The 16,508-nt window shown below is 72.0% G+C and carries 21 protein-coding genes; 18 read left to right on the top strand and 3 right to left on the bottom strand.

Annotated elements, in window-relative coordinates; all coding sequences use genetic code 11:
• The first annotated feature begins 1 nt into the window (after position 1).
• The 17 genes from ACZ7LE_RS15420 (at position 2) to ACZ7LE_RS15340 (ending at position 14,918) form a co-directional block, all read left to right on the top strand.
• Positions 2-955: a major capsid protein gene (locus ACZ7LE_RS15420; RefSeq protein ID WP_470404125.1), complete on the top strand. Its 954-nt coding sequence runs from the start codon at positions 2-4 to the stop codon at positions 953-955.
• Positions 952-1,434 carry a hypothetical protein gene (locus tag ACZ7LE_RS15415; protein WP_470404124.1) on the top strand — a complete coding sequence of 161 codons (483 nt, stop codon included), beginning with the start codon at positions 952-954 and terminating at the stop codon, positions 1,432-1,434. The genes ACZ7LE_RS15420 and ACZ7LE_RS15415 overlap by 4 nt, the downstream gene beginning before the upstream one ends.
• Positions 1,435-1,450: 16 nt before the next feature.
• Complete coding sequence (locus ACZ7LE_RS15410; protein ID WP_470404123.1) at positions 1,451-1,861, top strand: hypothetical protein; 411 nt, start codon at positions 1,451-1,453, stop codon at positions 1,859-1,861.
• The gene (locus ACZ7LE_RS15405; RefSeq protein ID WP_470404122.1) at positions 1,861-2,190 is read left to right on the top strand and encodes a hypothetical protein; all 330 of its coding nucleotides are present in this window, start codon (positions 1,861-1,863) and stop codon (positions 2,188-2,190) included. The genes ACZ7LE_RS15410 and ACZ7LE_RS15405 overlap by 1 nt, the downstream gene beginning before the upstream one ends.
• 8 nt (positions 2,191-2,198) lie before the next feature.
• Positions 2,199-2,453, top strand: coding sequence for a hypothetical protein (locus ACZ7LE_RS15400; protein WP_470404121.1), 255 nt, complete (start codon positions 2,199-2,201; stop codon positions 2,451-2,453).
• Positions 2,450-2,794: a hypothetical protein gene (locus ACZ7LE_RS15395; protein WP_470404120.1), complete on the top strand. Its 345-nt coding sequence runs from the start codon at positions 2,450-2,452 to the stop codon at positions 2,792-2,794. Before ACZ7LE_RS15400 ends, ACZ7LE_RS15395 begins: the two co-directional genes overlap by 4 nt.
• A gap of 41 nt (positions 2,795-2,835) precedes the next feature.
• Positions 2,836-3,249 (top strand): phage tail terminator protein, encoded by a 414-nt coding sequence (locus ACZ7LE_RS15390; RefSeq protein WP_470404119.1) that lies wholly within the window; start codon positions 2,836-2,838, stop codon positions 3,247-3,249.
• Positions 3,246-4,016 carry a phage tail tube protein gene (locus ACZ7LE_RS15385; RefSeq protein WP_470404118.1) on the top strand — a complete coding sequence of 257 codons (771 nt, stop codon included), beginning with the start codon at positions 3,246-3,248 and terminating at the stop codon, positions 4,014-4,016. The genes ACZ7LE_RS15390 and ACZ7LE_RS15385 overlap by 4 nt, the downstream gene beginning before the upstream one ends.
• Before the next feature lie 3 nt (positions 4,017-4,019).
• On the top strand, positions 4,020-4,574 hold the full coding sequence (locus tag ACZ7LE_RS15380) for a DUF7426 family protein (RefSeq protein ID WP_470404117.1): 555 nt from the start codon (positions 4,020-4,022) through the stop codon (positions 4,572-4,574).
• A gap of 189 nt (positions 4,575-4,763) precedes the next feature.
• Positions 4,764-8,573 (top strand): phage tail tape measure protein, encoded by a 3,810-nt coding sequence (locus ACZ7LE_RS15375; RefSeq protein WP_470404116.1) that lies wholly within the window; start codon positions 4,764-4,766, stop codon positions 8,571-8,573.
• Between the two features lie 2 nt (positions 8,574-8,575).
• Entirely contained in the window at positions 8,576-9,406 is an 831-nt protein-coding gene (locus tag ACZ7LE_RS15370; RefSeq protein ID WP_470404115.1) for a hypothetical protein, read from the top strand.
• A gap of 13 nt (positions 9,407-9,419) precedes the next feature.
• Complete coding sequence (locus ACZ7LE_RS15365) at positions 9,420-12,797, top strand: hypothetical protein (RefSeq protein WP_470404114.1); 3,378 nt, start codon at positions 9,420-9,422, stop codon at positions 12,795-12,797.
• Positions 12,794-12,994 carry a hypothetical protein gene (locus ACZ7LE_RS15360; RefSeq protein ID WP_470404113.1) on the top strand — a complete coding sequence of 67 codons (201 nt, stop codon included), beginning with the start codon at positions 12,794-12,796 and terminating at the stop codon, positions 12,992-12,994. Before ACZ7LE_RS15365 ends, ACZ7LE_RS15360 begins: the two co-directional genes overlap by 4 nt.
• Positions 12,994-13,239, top strand: coding sequence for a hypothetical protein (locus ACZ7LE_RS15355; protein ID WP_470404112.1), 246 nt, complete (start codon positions 12,994-12,996; stop codon positions 13,237-13,239). The genes ACZ7LE_RS15360 and ACZ7LE_RS15355 overlap by 1 nt, the downstream gene beginning before the upstream one ends.
• Position 13,240: 1 nt before the next feature.
• Entirely contained in the window at positions 13,241-14,149 is a 909-nt protein-coding gene (locus ACZ7LE_RS15350; protein WP_470404111.1) for an N-acetylmuramoyl-L-alanine amidase, read from the top strand.
• A gap of 9 nt (positions 14,150-14,158) precedes the next feature.
• Positions 14,159-14,653 (top strand): hypothetical protein, encoded by a 495-nt coding sequence (locus ACZ7LE_RS15345; protein ID WP_470404110.1) that lies wholly within the window; start codon positions 14,159-14,161, stop codon positions 14,651-14,653.
• 1 nt (position 14,654) lies between these two features.
• Entirely contained in the window at positions 14,655-14,918 is a 264-nt protein-coding gene (locus tag ACZ7LE_RS15340) for an Acb2/Tad1 domain-containing protein (protein WP_470404109.1), read from the top strand.
• Positions 14,919-15,127: 209 nt separating this feature from the next.
• On the opposite strand, the gene ACZ7LE_RS15335 is transcribed toward ACZ7LE_RS15340, so the two are convergent.
• From ACZ7LE_RS15335 to ACZ7LE_RS15325, 3 genes are all read right to left on the bottom strand, one after another.
• Positions 15,128-15,280, bottom strand: a complete 153-nt coding sequence (locus tag ACZ7LE_RS15335; RefSeq protein WP_470404108.1) for a hypothetical protein — start codon at positions 15,278-15,280, stop codon at positions 15,128-15,130.
• Positions 15,281-15,297: 17 nt separating this feature from the next.
• Positions 15,298-15,795, bottom strand: coding sequence for a helix-turn-helix domain-containing protein (locus tag ACZ7LE_RS15330; protein ID WP_470404107.1), 498 nt, complete (start codon positions 15,793-15,795; stop codon positions 15,298-15,300).
• 103 nt (positions 15,796-15,898) lie between these two features.
• Complete coding sequence (locus ACZ7LE_RS15325; RefSeq protein ID WP_470404106.1) at positions 15,899-16,102, bottom strand: hypothetical protein; 204 nt, start codon at positions 16,100-16,102, stop codon at positions 15,899-15,901.
• 125 nt (positions 16,103-16,227) lie between these two features.
• On the opposite strand from ACZ7LE_RS15325, the gene ACZ7LE_RS15320 reads away from it, so the two are divergent.
• Positions 16,228-16,497 carry a hypothetical protein gene (locus ACZ7LE_RS15320; protein ID WP_470404105.1) on the top strand — a complete coding sequence of 90 codons (270 nt, stop codon included), beginning with the start codon at positions 16,228-16,230 and terminating at the stop codon, positions 16,495-16,497.
• Positions 16,498-16,508 lie beyond the last annotated feature (11 nt).

Below are 16,508 nucleotides of genomic sequence, written 5' to 3'. Positions count from 1 at the left end.
CGTGGCCATCACCCTCACCGAGAGCGCGAAGCTCTCCGAGAACGACCTGCAGCGCGGGGTCATCGAGACGTTCATCGAGATGAACCCGATCCTGGACCGCATCCCCCTGATGGAGATCGAGGGCAACGCGTACGCGTACAACCAGGAGGCCACCCTCCCCGGTGTCGCGTTCCGTGCCGTCAACTCCGGCTACACCGAGTCGACCGGCACGGTGAACCAGCTCACCGAGTCGCTCAAGATCCTCGGTGGCGACGCCGACGTCGACCGGTTCATCCAGCAGACCCGGTCGAACATCAACGACCAGCGGGCCACGCAGACCCGCATGAAGATCAAGGCGGCGTCCTACGGGTTCACCGACGCGTTCTTCAACGGCAACGCCACGGCGACCCCGGAGGAGTTCGACGGCCTCAAGACCCGTCTGACCGGCGCGCAGGTGCTCTCCTCGGGCACCAACGGCGCGGCGATCAACACCGACGACACCACGCGGCACGCGTTCTTCGACCGGCTCGACGACCTGTGCGCCGCGGTGCCCGGCATCAACGGCTCCAACGGCGCGATCTACGCGAACAACCTCATCATCGCGAAGATGCGCTCCGCGGCCCGCCGCCTGTCCGCCGACGTGTTCGTCGAGACCGACATCAACGGCAAGCGCGTGATCATGTGGCAGGGCATCCCCTTCCTCGACCCGGGCGACGACGGCGCCGGCACCCTGGTGCTGCCCCAGTCCGAGACCCAGGGCTCGAGCGCCGTCGCGTCCTCGATCTACGCCGTGCGGTTCGGCGAGGACGAGGAGGACCGCGCGGTCACGGGCCTGACCAACGGCGGCGTCCAGGTCACCGACCTGGGCGAGCTGGAGACCAAGCCGGCCCTGCGCACCCGCATCGAGTTCTACTGCGGTGTGGGCGTGTTCGGCGGCAAGGCCGCTGCCCGCCTGACGGGGGTGCTCAACGCATGAGCCGCACCGAGACCTACGAGCGCCGCCGCCCCGACGGCTCGGTCGCGGTCATCACCCGCGACATCGACACCGGCAAGCAGGACATCGTCATCAAGGACGACGCCCAGAAGCCGGCACCCGAGAAGCCGGCCGGGGAGCAGACCGACACCGCCGGCGGCGTCGGCTACCCCCAGGGCGAGCCCTCGGAGGACTGGACCGTGCCGCAGCTACGGGCGTACGTCCGGGCCCGCAAGATCGACCTCGACGGGGCACGGACCAAGCCGGACATCCTGGCCGTGATCCTCACCGCTGGCGAGGACGACGACCCGGAAGACGACCAGGACGACGACGACCAGGACGACCTGGACGACGACGACCTGGACGACGACGAGCTCGAGGAGAACGAGCTCGCCGACGGCGGCCTCGACGAGGACCAGGAGGACGAGGCCGGCGCCCCCAGCGACGCCGCCGAGTCCGACAGCCCCGTCGAGGGCGAGTAGGGGGAGAGGGGGCGTCATGGCTCTGACACCACCGTTCGCGACCGTGGACGACCTGGAAGACCGCTGGCGCCCCCTCACACCCACGGAGCAGGCGCTCGCGGAGACCAAGCTCCTGGACGCGTCGCAGCTGATCCTCGACGAGGACCGCCGCGGCGTCCTGGACAACCTGACCGTGCCGACCCTGACCCTGGTCGGGATCGTGTGCGCGATGGTCAAGCGCGCGATGCCCGGCGCGGATGACGACGACGGCGCCGGCCCCGGCGTGACCCAGTTCTCCCAGACCATGGGCACGTTCACCGAGCAGCGCACGTTCGCCAACCCCACGGCCGACCTGTACCTGACCAAGGCCGAGCGGCGCCGGCTCAAGCTCGCCCGACAGCGGGCCGGGCACGTGGACATGTGGCCCGGCGCCTACGGAGCGAGCTGATGGACATCCACCCGCTCCCGGACCGCCTCACCCCGCACACGGTGATCGTCCGGGCCTTGATTGGCTCGGGCGGTCTGGGCGACGTGCACGCCGACCCCGTCACGGTGCCGGCGTTCGTCATCGACGAGCACAAGCTCGTGCTCGACGCCACCGGCGCCGAGGTCGTCTCCACCTCCCAGGCGCACGTCAACTTCGACGTGACCGCCCCGCCCGGGTCCCTGGTCACCGTGTGGCCCGGCGTGGCGGGGGAGCGCGAGGCGATCGTCATCTCCTCCACCCGGGCCGCCCACCCGCGCCTGCCGGCGTACCAGACCCTCCACCTGATGTGAGGTGACCCGTGAAGTTCGCACTGATCGCCGTCGACCACGCCGACGCGCGCCGCTGGACCGAGAAGTACCGGGCCCGCGGGTTCCTCATCGTCACGCCCCGCTCGCCCGACCGCGCGCGCGGCTTCGAGCTGGGCGCCGCGTTCGCGACCGACGCGGCCCGCGAGCACCCCCGGTTCCAGGAGCTCCTGGAGGAGGTGGCCCCCGCGCTGGCCACCGCCCCGCCGGTCGCCATCGTGCAGATGCCCGCGGGCTGGGCGCCGTGACGGGCATGAGCGCGGCGGCGCTGGACGCGCTGATCCGGCAGGCCGCGGCCGACGCCGTCAACGCGCAGGTCGACCTCGCCCAGGAGCGCACCCGGAAGAACACCCCGAAGGAAGACCACGTCCTGGAGGACTCGATCTTCGCCGAGCACGCCACCCCGGACGACCTGACCGGCCAGATCGGCTCCGAGCTGGTCTACGCCCGCTACCAGCACGAGGCGCTCTACCTCGAACACCCCAACGGCGGGCAGGCGAAGTTCATGGAGTCCGCCGTCGTCGGCGCCGACTCCGTACCTCGGCTCGAGCAGGCCGCGGCGCTCGCGGCCATGCGCCGCCTGAGCTAGCCGCCGCGCGCGGCACCCCGACCGCACAGAGAGGGGGCCGCGTGCGTGACCGCATCCTGACCTACCTGCTGGCCCAGATCCTGCACGACGCCGGCGTCGGGATCTGGCGGCCGGCCCCGGACGCGACCTACACGGCCGACGAGGTCGCCATCCGGTACGGGCCGCTGGGCACCACCCCGCACCGCGGGATCGGCATCACGCCGTACCTGCCGACCGACGACCTGGAGACCGGCCTGGCCGTGCGCCGGGTGCAGTTCTGGTTCCGCGGCGCACCCGGCGACCCGGGCGGCGCCGACGATCTCGCGAACGACACCTTCGCCGTCCTGCAGCGCCGGCGCCCCTCGCTCGGCCTGTCGACCATCCAACGAGTCTCCGCCGCGCCGTCCAAGGCCGACGGCTCCCGGCGCATGGAGCGGCCGGACAACTACCAGATCACCCTCGAATTGGAGGCATGACCATGCCCGATGCACCCAGCATTCCCGCCGGCTCTCAGCTCGGCCGTTCCTTCGAGTACGGCATCGACGTCAACCTCGGCACCTCGGCTGCCCCGGTGTGGCAGCCCGTGCGCCGGCACAGCGCGTTCCAGCCGACCCCGACGCCGGTCACGGCGGACGCCGGCAGCTACGACTCGTTCGGGTCCCAGGACCTGGAGGTCGTGGGCTGGAACAACACGGTCGCGTTCACCGTGCTGATCAACCGGTCCCCGACCACGGGCCTGTACCTGCCCGAGGTCGAGGCGATCCTGGCGCGCAGCCGCCCGGAGTCCAAGGGCGACGCCGCGGTCATCGAGGCCCGGTGGTACCACAAGCCGGAGGAGGGCACCCCGAACCCGACCGACGCCCAGCAGGGCCTGGCCACCGTCGCGGCCCAGCGCAGCAACACGGGCAACGACGGCGCCACCGAGACCCAGGCGGTCACCCTGACCAACAAGGGCCCGTGGCGGTCCATCGCCAACCCGTTCCTGGGCTGGGGCGTGACCGCGCCGACCATCGCCGGCGTCACCCCGGCCGGTGCCGGCACCGGCGACCTGGTCACGATCATCGGCGCCGGGTTCGTCGGCGCGACCGCCGTCACGCTCGGCGGCGAGCCGCTCGAGTTCCAGGTCATCGGCGGGTCCACGATCGTGGGCGTCCTGCCGGTCGACGACGCCGGCGCTGCGCCGCTGATCGTCACCAACTCCGCGGGCCCGTCCGCGGCGTTCTCGTACACCCGCGGCGCCTGACGCATGGCCACCGTCGACTTCACCGACTGGGCCCGCGGCGACCTCGTGCTGGCGATCGGCGACAAGGAGTACCGCTCCAAGCCGCCGTCCGTCGAGCACGCGAAGACCCTGCTCGCCCTGGCCGTGCAGTCCGAGATCCACCTCGGCCTGGCCAAGGTCGACATGCCGGCCGATCTCCAGGAGCTGGTCGACGCCCTGGGCGCCATGCCCGTGGCGGAGGCCTCCCTCGGCAAGGAGACCCGCGAGCAGCTCGTGGCCGACGGCGTCGACCCCGAGACGATCAGCCGCATGGGGATCTACGGGATCTTCTACTGGGCCCGGGGCAAGGAGCGCGCCGACTGGCTGGCCGAGGCGATGTGGCGCAAGGAGGCCGAGGACGCCGCCGGGAAGACCGCGGCGGCCTCGGCCCCAAAAGGCCGGAAGGGCTCGACGAGTGGGCGCAGTACGGCATCGGCGAGCCCGACGCCGACGGCGTCTACCCGGACTACCGGGTCCCGGTCGAGCTCAAGCCGCAGGCGCCGCAAGCGGAACAAGCGCCCCAAGCCGCAGGGCAAGTAGGCGTCGGGTGGGCGGACATTCTCGCCCACTGGGACGCCGTGATCTGCGACCTGTCCGCGATCCACGGCATCGACCTGTATGACCCGCAGGTCCTGGCCAGCCCGTGGCCGGGCGTCCGCGTCCGGATCCACGGGCTGCTCGAGGAGCCCACCTCCCGCCTGTACCGAGCACTGACAGGGGGGTAGCCACATGCGGATCGCCGAGCTGGAGACCCTGTTCACGGCGAACATCGCGCCGCACCAGCAGGGCGCGAAGATCGTCGAGACCACGGGCAAGCGGATCACTGCCAACCCGACCGTGGCCAAGGTCGACGCCAACGTGCGTGACGCCCTGGCCGGCATGAGCAAGGTCGACGCCCAGGGCAAGGCGCTCGCGGGCCGGGTCTTCGACCCGAAGATCGACGCGGACATCACCAAGGCCCAGGGCAAGGTCGCCGACATCACGCGCGAGCTCGAGGTGCTGCGGCGCCTGGACGCCTCGCCCGAGGTGGACGCGGACATCGCCAAGGCCGAGGCCGCGCTCGGCACGGCCCGCGATCGCCTGCGCGCGCTCGAGGGCCTGCGCGCCGAGATGACGGTCGACGTCGACACCAGCGCGGCCGAGTCCGGGCTGGACGGCCTGGCCGACACGGCGGAGGGCGCCGGCGCCGACGGCGGCCGGCGTTCGGGCAAGGCCCTGGTGACCGGGGTGGTCGCCGCCCTGGCGACCATCCCGATCGCGGGCGCCCTGGTCGGCATCGCGAAGTCGGCCGCTGAGGCGGCCGTGCAGGGCTTCCAGGACGGCCTGGCCGTCGAGGTGCGGGCCGACACCCTGGCGGCGCGTACGGGCCTGGACGAGGCCACCACGGGCCGCCTGGGCGCCGCGGCTGCCGAGAGCTACGCCGACAACTTCGGCGACACCCTCGAGGCGAACATGGACACGGCGCGTCGCGCCGTCGACACCGGGCTGCTCGACCCCAAGGCGACCCAGCGGGACGCCGAGACGATCATCTCCTCCCTGTCCGGGGTGGCGAAGGTCCTCGACGAGGACGTCTCCCGCGTCGCCCGCTCCACCTCTCGGCTGCTGACCACGGGGATCGCCCGGAACGCGCAGGAAGCGTTCGACATCATCATCGCCGGCCAGCAGGCCGGCCTGAACGTGTCCGAGGACTGGCTCGACACGCTCGACGAGTACTCCATCCAGTGGCAGAAGCTCGGTCTGGACGGCGGCGACGTCCTGGGCCTGCTGTCGCAGGGTGTGCGCGCCGGCGCCCGCGACACCGACATCGCAGCTGACGCCCTCAAGGAGCTGTCGATCCGGTCGATCGACGGGTCGAAGCTCACCAAGCAGGGCTTCGACGCGATCGGGCTGTCCGCCGAGGTCATGTCGGCCAAGTTCGCGGCCGGCGGCGACTCGGCGCGTGAGGCGCTCGGCGACACGCTCGACGGGCTGCGCGAGATCGAGGACCCGGCCAAGCGCGACGCCGCGGCGGTCGCCCTGTTCGGGACCCAGGCCGAGGACCTCGGCAAGGCCCTGTTCGCCATGGATCTCGACACCGCCGCCCAGGGGTTCGAGGACCTCGAGGGCCGTGCGTCGCGGGCCCTGACCACCCTCGGCGACAACAGCGCCGGCAAGGTCGAGTCCGCGCAGCGGTCCATCGAGGTCGCCGTCAACGGCATCCAGGGCGCCCTTGCCGAGGGCTTCGCGCCCCAGCTGCAGAACTTCGCCGAGGACATCAGCGAGAACCGAGAGGCCGTCGTCCAGTTCCTGCTGGACGTCGCCAACGGAGGCCTCGACGCCGGGCGCGCCCTCATCGAGGGCGCCGCCGCCGGCACCGAGGGCTTCGGCGACTTCGTCGGCGAGACCGGCCCCGCCGTGCTCGGCCTGATCGGGTCGATCCTGGAGGGCCTCGACTCGATCCCGGGTCTCGACCTGGGCGACGCCGTCGACGACTTCACCGCGATGCGCGAGGAGGCCGAGGCCTCGTTCGCCGAGTTCGACGCCGGCTCCGAGGAAGCCGCGGACGCCATCCGCACCAACCTGATCAAGAACGGGCTCGACCCGGCACAGGCGAAGCTCAACGAGTTGGGCGACGGGCTGATCAGCAACGCCGCCCTGTCCGACGCGACCAACCGGCTCGCCGACGACATCGCCGGCGTGGGGTACGCCGCGGACGGCTCCGAGCTGTCGATCAAGACCCTCAACGGCCGCATCGACACCTCGACCGAGTCCGGCAAGCGCCTGGACTCCCAGGTCCGGCGGGTCCGCAAGTCGTTCGAGGACCAGGCCGCCGCCGCGGCCCGCAACGGCGAGTCGCAGAAGGAAGTCACGTCGCGGGTCGAGCAGGCCCGCAAGGCGTTCATCGACCAGGTCACGGCCATGGGGCTCACCAGCGCCCAGGCCGAGAAGCTCGCGAACAAGTACGGGCTGATCCCCAAGCGCATCGCCACCCAGGCGACGCTCGACGCGTCCGCCGCGCTCGCGGCGGTCGGCAACCTGGACCGGACGCTGAACAGCATCAACGGCCGTACCGTCACCGCGTACGCCGCGATCCGGCAGTACGGCCAGGGCGCCCTGTACACCGGTGGCCGGCTGCCCGGCTTCCCGACCGGTGGCCGGCTGCCCGGCATCCCACCGGGCGACCCGACGCGCGACAACCTCCTCGGCGTCGACGGCGCCGGCATCCCGCGCGTGCGCGTCCGCTCGCGCGAGTGGGTCGTCAACGAGCCGGCGTCGGACTACTACGGCGACGAGATCATGGCCCGGCTCAACGCCCGGCAGATCCCCCGCGAGGCGCTCGAGGACTTGCCCGGGCTCGCCACGGGCGGCGCCCTCGGTTCCGCGCAGCGTGCGCTCGTCACGCAGCTGCGCCTGCGCCGGCGTGAGCTCGACCGCGTCAAGCGAGCTCGCACACGCGACCGGCAGCAGGACACCACCGCCTCCGCGCGGGTCCTGTCCGCCGCCGAGGACCGCCTGGCGGACATCAACGAGAAGATCGACGACACCCGGGCGCGGATCGAACGCCTCCGGGACGAGCGCACGGACACCGCCCGGGCCCTACGCCGCGGCGACATCCGCGAGCAGGTCACCGGCGGCCTGGACGGCGCGCTCGGCCAGGTCGACAACATGCTCGAGCTGGCGGCGTCGGGCGATCTGACAAAGACGCAGGCCGCGCGCCTGCGCAGCGGTGCGTCGGCCGCGGAGAAGGCCCTCACCACCCTGTACAAGCAGGCGGAGAAGGCCGAGGGCGCGCTGACCAAGGCGCGCGACCGGTACGAGGAGCTGATGGACGTCCGCAAGGGCGTGCAGTCCAACCTCGTGGGCGGGTTCAGCCTCGCCGGCGTGGCCGGCGACGTCGACCGGTGGTCCGGCGAGCAGGGCCCGGCGACCGGCCAGCAGCTCAAGGCTGCTGCCGAGGCCTACCGCGGGAAGGTGTGGAAGTACGCCGACCTGCTCAAGAAGCTCACGGCCGCCAAGGCCGGCCCGGCGATCATGCAGGAGCTGGGCCGGTACGGCATCGACGAGGGCATCCCGATCGCCGAGGCGCTGCTCAGCCTCCCCAAGGACGAGCTCGCCAGCCTGGCGCAGACGTACGCGCGCATCAACACGTACGCCTCGGCGGCCGGCGAGTACGTCACCGACGCGATCAGCCCCGGAGGTTCGTCGGCCGCCAAGGCGGCGGTCGAGGCGGCCGAGGCGAACGTGAAGTCGATCGACAAGAAGATCGGCACCTGGGCGACCAAGATCGGCAACGCCACCGCCAAGGCCTTGGGCATCAAGCCCCGGGCCGCCGGCGGCGACATCCTGGCCGGCGCCGCGTACAAGGTCGGTGAGGTCGGCGAGGAGCTGTTCATCCCGCAGCAGTCGGGCTACATGCTCGACGCCACCAAGACCGCCAGCGCCCTGGGCGCGCGCGTCGTGAACAACTTCAACATCACGAACGTGCACCCGATCAATGAGGCGCCGTCGGTCACGGCCGCCAAGACGGCCCGGTCTCTGGCCGGGGTGGGGAGGCGGTGACCGTGGTGCTCGCTGACATGACCTGGACCCTGTCGGGGGTCGACGCGCGGCGCTGGAACATCCAGGAAGCCACGCCGTGGACCCCCGGCATTGGGGCCGAGGTGCCCCAGGTGGCCATCCCCAGCAGGCACGGCGTGCTGCCCATCGGGCTGCCCGTGTTCACCGTGCCGCAGCTGCCCATGGAGTTCGTCTGCCGGGCCAGCACCCAGCCCGAGCTCGAGGCCCGCAAGCGCGAGCTCGCCGGCCTCCTGAGCGCCCCAGGCCTGACCCTGGGGCGCTCCTCGGGCGGCGTGACCACCACGGCGCCGGCCCGCTTCCTGAGCATGTCCCCAGGACGGTTCATCGCCGACACCTGGGCCGCGTTCTCCGCGGTCCTCGACATCCCCGGCGTGTTCCTGCGCGGGGCGTCGGTGGACTCCGCGCCCGAGGTCGTCACCCCGGGCGAGACCGTCAACCTGCCCGGGCTGGCGACCGGGAACGCCCCGGTCGGCGACGCCGTGCTGCGCTTCACCGGCCCGGCGACCCTCGTCTCCGCCGTCGACGTCGTCTCACAGACCGGCATCTCCTGGACCGGGGCGCTCGCGGCCGGCCGGTACCTGTTCCTGCACGCGGACCGGCTCACGGCCCGGATCAGCGAGAACGCGACCGACTGGGCCACGGGCGGGACGAACGTGTCCGGCGGCGTGTCCTACCCGGTCGGGGGCCGGCTACAGATCTGGCCGCGGATGGCCGGCGCCGACCCCGCGGTCCTGGGCGCGGCCGTGACGGTGACCGGATCCGGCTTCGCCGGCACGACTGCGCTGACTGTCCGCGGCCGGCCGGCTCACTTGTGAACGGGGGTTGCTGATGCCGTACCGCCTGCGCGCCTACGCGCCCGACGGCGCCCCGCTGGGGCTGCTGCCCGACCCGACCGTGTTCGGGCCCATGGTGGCCCGCAACGACGTCGGCTCGCTGTCGATCACGTACACCAGCGTGGCCGCCGGCGGGGAGTACCTGGCCACCGCCCTGGGCGAAGGCCTCGAGGTCGCCGTCGAGGCGTGGCTCGGGCCCGGCCCGGAGGACTGGACCGAGCCGCGCGGCTGCCGGTTCGTGCGGATCAGCGACGGCGACGACCCGGCCGACCCGACCCGGCAGATCTCGCTCGAGCTGCCGTCCTACGCCTGGCTGCTGTCCAAGGCGAAGAACTACGCCACCGCTGGCCTGAACGATGCCGGCGACCGCGTGTTCGTCGCGCCGACCGTGGGCAGTCTGCTGCTGACTCTGCTCAACGAGAACACGGCTCGCGGCGGCGTGTGCCAGGCGATCGCCGCGACCTTCACCGCCACCCACGACTCCGCTGGCGTCGCGTGGCCGACCCTGCCGGACCAGCCCTACCCGATCGGCGTCGACTACCTGACGATCCTGGACGACCTGACCGCCAAGGGCGCCGTCGACTGGACCACCCAGGCCCGCGGCCTGTACGCCTACGTGCCGGACTCGCCCGCGCTGTCCCCGGATCTGTCCGGGGACGACGGTGTCGTGCTGCAGCTCGGCGTCGACGTCTCGGCCGCGCCGAACAAGCGCACGATCGAGAACCTCGCCGGCCGCATGTACGTGCGCACCGAGGCCGGCGGCGTGGCCACGGCGACCGAGCCCACCGCGCCGGCCCCCTGGGGCACGTTCGAGGGCTTCCTGCAGGTCGGCTCCGTCGCTAACGAGTCGGCGGCGGTCGCCGTCGGCGACGCCGAGCTCGAGCGCGTAGGCAAGGTCCGCGGCCAGTACACCCGCGACCTGATCCTGACCCCGCAGTCCGAGCGGCCCCTGGTCGACTACTGGCCCGGTGCGTGGATCGAGGCACCCGGCGCCACGGCCGCCGGCGAGACGCTGCGCGTGCAGCAGATCACGCTCGACGTCCGCGGCGTCGAGGTGACCGGGTCGGCCACCCTCAACGACCTGCTGCTCGACGTCGACGAGCGCCGCGCCCGCACCCTGGCCAGCCTCGCCGGCGGCGGCACCGTCGCCCCGGGCGGGCCGCCGGCCCCGATCGCCGTCGACCCGGAGGCCTCCCGTATCCCGTCGACGCCGACCGGGTTCGACCTGACCGCGGCCCTCGTGTTCGACGTCGCCCAGCCCTACGGCAACGTGACCGCCGTCTGGAACGCCGTCACCACGGCGACCGACACGGGCACGCTGGCGATCGCCGGCTACGAGCTGCAGTGGCGGATCGGCGCCGGCGCCTGGCAGACGATCACCACGCCGGAGCTCAGCGCGCTCATCGCCCGCCTGACCCCCGGCTCCGTCGTCCAGGGGCGCGTGCGGACCATCGGCGCCCGCACCACGCTGCCCTCGGCCTGGACGACCGTCGACAACGTCACCGTGCCCGGCGACGTCACCGCGCCGCCCGTACCCACCGTGCCCGACGTCGACGGCTCCATGACCGTCATCTCGGTCACCTGGGACGGCACCCTCACCGCGGCGACCCCCGTCGACTTCGCCGCGGTCGAGATCGCCGTCGGACCGACGGCGACCCCGACGACGATCCGCGGCAAGCTCACCAGCACCGGCACCGCCCAGATCGACGGCGAGACCGTAGGCGAGACCCGCTACGTGCGCATGCGCGCGGTCGACACCACCGGCAACCCCTCGGCCTGGACCACCGCGGTGCCCGTCGTCGTGCAGTCCGTCGTCGCCGGCGAGATCGACCAGGCCATCATCGACGCGATCGACGAGGCCCTCACCGGTCCCGTCGACGGCAGCCGGCTCACCCCGTGGACCGTCCTGCCCAACCGGGTTCTGATCGGCCCCGGCGACAACATGCACGCCGACCCCGGCATGCAGCTGCCCGCCGCCTGGGAGAACCCGACCTGGATCGTCGACGGGCAGGGCAAGGACGGCTCCCGCGCCGTCGTCATCCCCGCCGGCACCGCCCAGCAGGGCTCCTACTTCGGCGGCAGCGCACCGACTACGTACGCCGTGCGCGTCACCGGCGGCCAGCAGCTGCAGGTGTACGCCTGGGTGTTCTCCCCGGTGGCGCTCGCGGCGAACGTGGCGCGGGTGTGGGTGCGCACGGTCCGCCTGGACACCGGCGCGACCGTGCTGAACACGTCGGTGGCCTCGCAGGCGATCCCCGCGAACACGTGGACGCGGATCACCGGCAACATGTCGGTGCCCACCGGGGTGGACAACGTCGGCGTGATCTTCGGCCTGTACAAGACCGGGACGACGACCGACGTCGTGCGCATGTGCATGCCGGACGTGCGCGCTCGGACGACGGCCGAGCTCGTCGTCGACGGGTCGATCACCACGGTCAAGCTCGCGGCGGACGCGGTCGAGGCCGGGAACATCAAGGCCGGCGCGCTGGACGGCAAGGTGGTCACCGGTGCCACCATCCGCACCGCAGCCAGCGGCAGCCGCCTCGAGCTGTCCGGGACGTCGTTCAAGGGGTACGTCGGGAGCAACCTGGGTCTCCAGTTGGACCCGAACGGCCTGTCCGCCTTCGACTCGACCGGCGCGTTGAAGTTCCGCCTGTCGGCCTACACCACCTCCGGCGAGATGACCTACGTCGACTTCCTGCAGGCCGACAACATCAAGACCGCGGGCGTCGAGTTCTACACCACGTCCGACGAGACAGGCCTCGGCGATCAGCTCGGGTTCATCAACCACGACGTGTTCACGAACGCGCTCGCGATGATCTCGAACGACCGCAACCTCTTGCTGCGCACCACGAGTAACGAGGTGCGCCTGTGGGGCGCGACCGTGGTCCTGCGGGGCAACGACTCGGTCTCGCTCATGGGTGGCGCCACGGAGCGGCTGAACATCAGCTCGGCCGGGTCGGTCGGTCTGAACAACCTGCTAACGACCACGACCTCCGCCGCCACCTTGGGCCTGGCCGCTGTCTCCGGGACCACGTACCCGCTGCGCCGGATCACGAGCTCGCTCAAGTACAAGCGCGACGTCGAGTACCACGACATCGACACCGCGGCGTACCTGACCATCCGGCCCCGGTCCTGGCGGGACCGGACCGAGGTGGAGGAGAACCCCGACATCACGTCGCGCTACGTCGGGTTCATCGCCGAGGAGGTGCACGACGCCGGCTTCCCGGAATTCGTGCAGTACGGCGCCGACGGCCTGCCCGACGGCCTGAACTACGACCGCATGGTCGTCGGCGCGCAGGGCGTGCTCGTCGACCACGAGGTCCGCCTGACCGACCTCACCAACCGACTCGCAGCCCTGGAGACCGTATGACCGACCAGCCCGCGCCCCACCGCATCATCGCCGCGCAGCAACAGCAGCTCGCCGACGCGCAGCTCTCCGCCGCCGTCAACCTCGCCCGCGCGCAAGAGGCGGAGGAGCGCGCCGAGCACGCCGAACGACGTGCCCTGCAGGCCGAGGAGCGCGCCGCGGTGGCCGAGACCGAGCTCGAGCAGCTGCGCGAGCCCTGATGCCCGACATCCCCGCCTGGCTCGCCGGCCTCGCGGCGCTCGCCGCCGTCGGCGTCACCCTGCTCACCACCCGGTACACGCGCATGGCCCGCCTCGAGCAGCGCGTCGACGTCGTCGAGTACCGCAATCGGCGCCTGTGGATCTACTGCCGCCAGCTCATCGACCACATCTACCAAGGCAAGCCGCCGCCGCCTCCGCCGTGGCCCGACGACATCGACGAACCGCCCGAGAACAGGGGAGCCTGACATGACCGAACCCGATGTGACCATCCACCCGCGCAGCGCCTGGGGCGCCCGGTACTCCGACGGCGACCTGACGCTGATCGGCCCCGCCGGCGAGGTGTGGGCCCACCACAGCGTGAGCGCGCAGCTCTCGCCCGACGCCGACATGGCCGACGAGTGCGAGCAGATGCGCGCCCTGGAGAGTGTGGGGCAGACCCGGTTCGGGACCGGCATCTCGTACAACGTGGTGATCTTCCCGTCCGGGCGCGCCTACCAGGGCGTGAGCTGGAACCGGCGCGGCACCCACACCGGTGGGCGCAACAGCACCTCGCGGTCAATCTGCTTCGCCGGCAACTACGAGACGAACAAGCCCACGCCGGCGCAGCTCGCGACGGCCGCCCGGATCTTCCGCAAGGGCAAGGGCCGCTGGTGGACGGCCGGCGCGCCGCTGGGCGGGCACCGCGACGTCTCGCAGACCGCGTGTCCCGGCCGGCACGTCTACGCGCGCCTGGACGAGATCGAGTCCGGCGCCCTGCTCGTCGACGACCCGGCCCCGTCGAAGCCGTCGAAGCCGGCCACGCCGGCCAAGCCCGGGCTGCTGGTCGTCGACGGCTCCTGGGGCTCGGCGACCACGCGCCGCCTGCAGCAGGTGCTGCGCACCCCCGTCGACGGGATCGTCTCCTCCCAGCCGGCGCGCTGGCGCGGCGACAACCCCGGGCTCAGCTCGGGCTGGGACTGGGACACCACGCCGAACGGCTCCCGGGTCATCTCCGCCCTGCAGAAGGTCATCGGCGCCGACCGCGACGGGAAGGTCGGCCCCCAGACGATCACCTTCCTGCAGCTGGCCCTCGGCACCCCCGCCGACGGGCACCTGTCCGCCGAGTCCAAGGCCGTCATGGCGCTGCAGCGCCGCCTGAACAACAACCGCGTCTGAGAGGACACCATGAACGACCGCATCACCTCCTACCTGCGCACGTACGTGCCCAAGGTCTACGGCTACCTGCTCGGCCTCCTGGTGGCCTGGCTCGGCGCCCACGCCCCGTGGGCGCTGGACGCCCTGGAGTTCCTCGGCGTCGACCTGTCCTCCCCGCTCGTCGTCGGGGCCGTCGTGGCCGCCGTCGTCGGCCTGGTCGAGGTCGCGTACTACTACGTCTTGCGACACGTCGAGCCTCGCCTGCCTGACTGGCTCACCCGCGCCCTGCTCGGCTCTGCCCAGGCGCCCAGCTACGCACCGGTGACCGCCGACGGCGCCCACGTCGTGACCAGCCTGCCGGCCGAGACCGAGCCGACCCACGCCATCATCCGCACGACCGGCGTACGCGAGGCCATCACGGACGCCCTGGCCGTCACGCTTCCCAACCAGGGCGTCGACGACGCACGCGTGGCCGGCGCCACCACCGCGGCGCTCGCCGCGGTGCGCGGCGTGGTGGAGGCCTGACATGGCGCTTGGACGACAGGAGATCGAGGACCGGTTCGGCTACCACCGGGCCACGCCCGACTCGGCCCAGCTCCACGCCCGGGTCCGGGCCGGCTTCGAGGGCCACGCCCTCGCGCTCGACGAGCTGGTGCCCGACGGCCGCGAGAAGTCGCTCGCGATGACGGCGCTGCAGGAGGCGATGATGTGGTCCAACGCCGCGATCGCCCGGCAGGACCCGGTCGACACGGTCACCCCGCACCTGCCCAACCGGCCGCCGTCGGAGTGAGTGTCAGACCCTCGGCGTAGCCTGATCCCGACATCGCCGAGGATGCTCGAACGAGAAGCGCCCCACCCCGCTCACGCGGGGTGGGGCGCTTTCGTCGTCGGACCGGTCCCTCGTCTCTCTTCGAGGGCTGCCCCGCGACGCCGGGGCACCTCCACGCTACGGGCGTGACCCGACGAATGCTCGGGAAACCCGGGGTGAAGGCCGGGCGATCACAGGCCGGCGCGCCCGTTGCGGAACCACTGGTCCATGGGCGTCGCCTCCTCCGGCTCGCTGTCCTCCGGGCCGAACATCCGGTCGTCCGCCGCGTAGGCGGCCACGTCGACGTCGGCGAGCTCGCCGGCGTGATCGGGCTGGGTGGTCATGCTGTCCTCCGTCATGGTCAGGGGCGGGGCTTCTGCTGCATGGCCGGCGCCGCGGCGAGCTGCACGGCACGGTCGGCCTCGAAGTGCTCGCGGCGCTCCTCGGGCGTGAGCAGGGCGTCCGCGGGCACGACCCAGGTCTTGCCGACCTTCTGGCCGAGCAGCGACCCGGACTCCAGGCGCTGCAGCACCGCCTGCCGGCTAACCCTGAGCCGCTCGGCGGCCTCGGTGACCGAGACCAGCTCGGGCAGGTGCGCGAGGCCGATACGCGCGTCGTATTCGTCGGTGGGCAGGACCTCGAAGCCGAGGACCTCGACGGCCAGGGCGGCGTCGGCGAGGGCGAGGGCGGTCACGGTGGCCTGCCGAAGGGACTCGGCCGGCAGCGTGATCGTGACCTCGAGGAAGCCGCGCGGGCTGCGGCCGGCGGCGGCGTGGTGGTCGTGGAGGACGGCGACCAGGTGCTCTGCGAGCACGTGGTCACGGGTCTGGTACTCGATCCTTGCGTTGTACTGGGTCATGGGATTCTCCGTGATGGGTGGGTAATGCCGCGTCGTGGTGGGACGATGGAGGACCACCGGGGGTGGGAGGCACTAGCTCTGTCTCCCACCCCCGGCCCAGTTGTTACCGCCGGGGCGGCCACTGGAACCCGGCCCGCTTGAGCGCGGCCAGGCCGTTACGGATCGCCCGCCAGTCGCTGGCGTTGGCGCCGAACATCGCGACGAACTCTCCATCGCGGTACACGGCGACCATGCTGCGCTTCGTGATCTTCACCTCGAAGCCCTGGGCCTCCAGCGCCCGGACGATCTTCCGTAGGTCCTTGTCCATCTTCTCCACCTCCTCTCTCGTTGACAAGATAAGACTACCGGAAGCCTTGCTAATTGACAAGGCGAGAGAGGGTGAACCGGACGATCGGCCTGGATCTATCGAACGAACGTTCTATATTCGGGGGTGTGAGTGCACCACGGGGCAAGACGTCATGGCCGGACCAACCGCGATCGATGCCGGCCAAGGTCTACGGTCTCGGGACGGCGAAGATCGTCCAGCCCGAGCGGCCCATCCCGGTGCGTGCATGGGTCGAGCTCGTTGGTGGCGACTGGAAGCAGGTCGACGGCGACGTCGTCGCGTACACCCGCAAGGCGGTCCGGTTCCGCTTCGTCGACCGGGCGGGCAACCTGGAGTCCGCGTGGCTCTGGGCCAACGCCGTGATCGAACGGCGGTAGGCGGCGCATCG

The sequence above is a fragment of the Promicromonospora sp. NPDC110617 genome, from assembly GCF_055598465.1.
Note: the sequence above shows the minus strand (reverse complement) of the source record. Positions and strands in the feature narration are given on the sequence as shown.

Bases quoted from the DNA above. Each gene is read 5' to 3' on its own strand.
- ACZ7LE_RS15330 (WP_470404107.1), bottom strand. From the start codon at position 15,795: ATGACCCAGTACAACGCAAGGATCGAGTACCAGACCCGTGACCACGTG.
- ACZ7LE_RS15335 (WP_470404108.1), bottom strand. From the start codon at position 15,280: ATGACCACCCAGCCCGATCACGCCGGCGAGCTCGCCGACGTCGACGTG.
- ACZ7LE_RS15325 (WP_470404106.1), bottom strand. From the start codon at position 16,102: ATGGACAAGGACCTACGGAAGATCGTCCGGGCGCTGGAGGCCCAGGGC.
- ACZ7LE_RS15345 (WP_470404110.1), top strand. From the start codon at position 14,159: ATGAACGACCGCATCACCTCCTACCTGCGCACGTACGTGCCCAAGGTC.
- ACZ7LE_RS15340 (WP_470404109.1), top strand. From the start codon at position 14,655: ATGGCGCTTGGACGACAGGAGATCGAGGACCGGTTCGGCTACCACCGG.
- ACZ7LE_RS15405 (WP_470404122.1), top strand. From the start codon at position 1,861: ATGGACATCCACCCGCTCCCGGACCGCCTCACCCCGCACACGGTGATC.
- ACZ7LE_RS15360 (WP_470404113.1), top strand. From the start codon at position 12,794: ATGACCGACCAGCCCGCGCCCCACCGCATCATCGCCGCGCAGCAACAG.
- ACZ7LE_RS15355 (WP_470404112.1), top strand. From the start codon at position 12,994: ATGCCCGACATCCCCGCCTGGCTCGCCGGCCTCGCGGCGCTCGCCGCC.
- ACZ7LE_RS15415 (WP_470404124.1), top strand. From the start codon at position 952: ATGAGCCGCACCGAGACCTACGAGCGCCGCCGCCCCGACGGCTCGGTC.
- ACZ7LE_RS15365 (WP_470404114.1), top strand. From the start codon at position 9,420: ATGCCGTACCGCCTGCGCGCCTACGCGCCCGACGGCGCCCCGCTGGGG.
- ACZ7LE_RS15410 (WP_470404123.1), top strand. From the start codon at position 1,451: ATGGCTCTGACACCACCGTTCGCGACCGTGGACGACCTGGAAGACCGC.
- ACZ7LE_RS15350 (WP_470404111.1), top strand. From the start codon at position 13,241: ATGACCGAACCCGATGTGACCATCCACCCGCGCAGCGCCTGGGGCGCC.
- ACZ7LE_RS15380 (WP_470404117.1), top strand. From the start codon at position 4,020: ATGGCCACCGTCGACTTCACCGACTGGGCCCGCGGCGACCTCGTGCTG.
- ACZ7LE_RS15375 (WP_470404116.1), top strand. From the start codon at position 4,764: ATGCGGATCGCCGAGCTGGAGACCCTGTTCACGGCGAACATCGCGCCG.
- ACZ7LE_RS15385 (WP_470404118.1), top strand. From the start codon at position 3,246: ATGACCATGCCCGATGCACCCAGCATTCCCGCCGGCTCTCAGCTCGGC.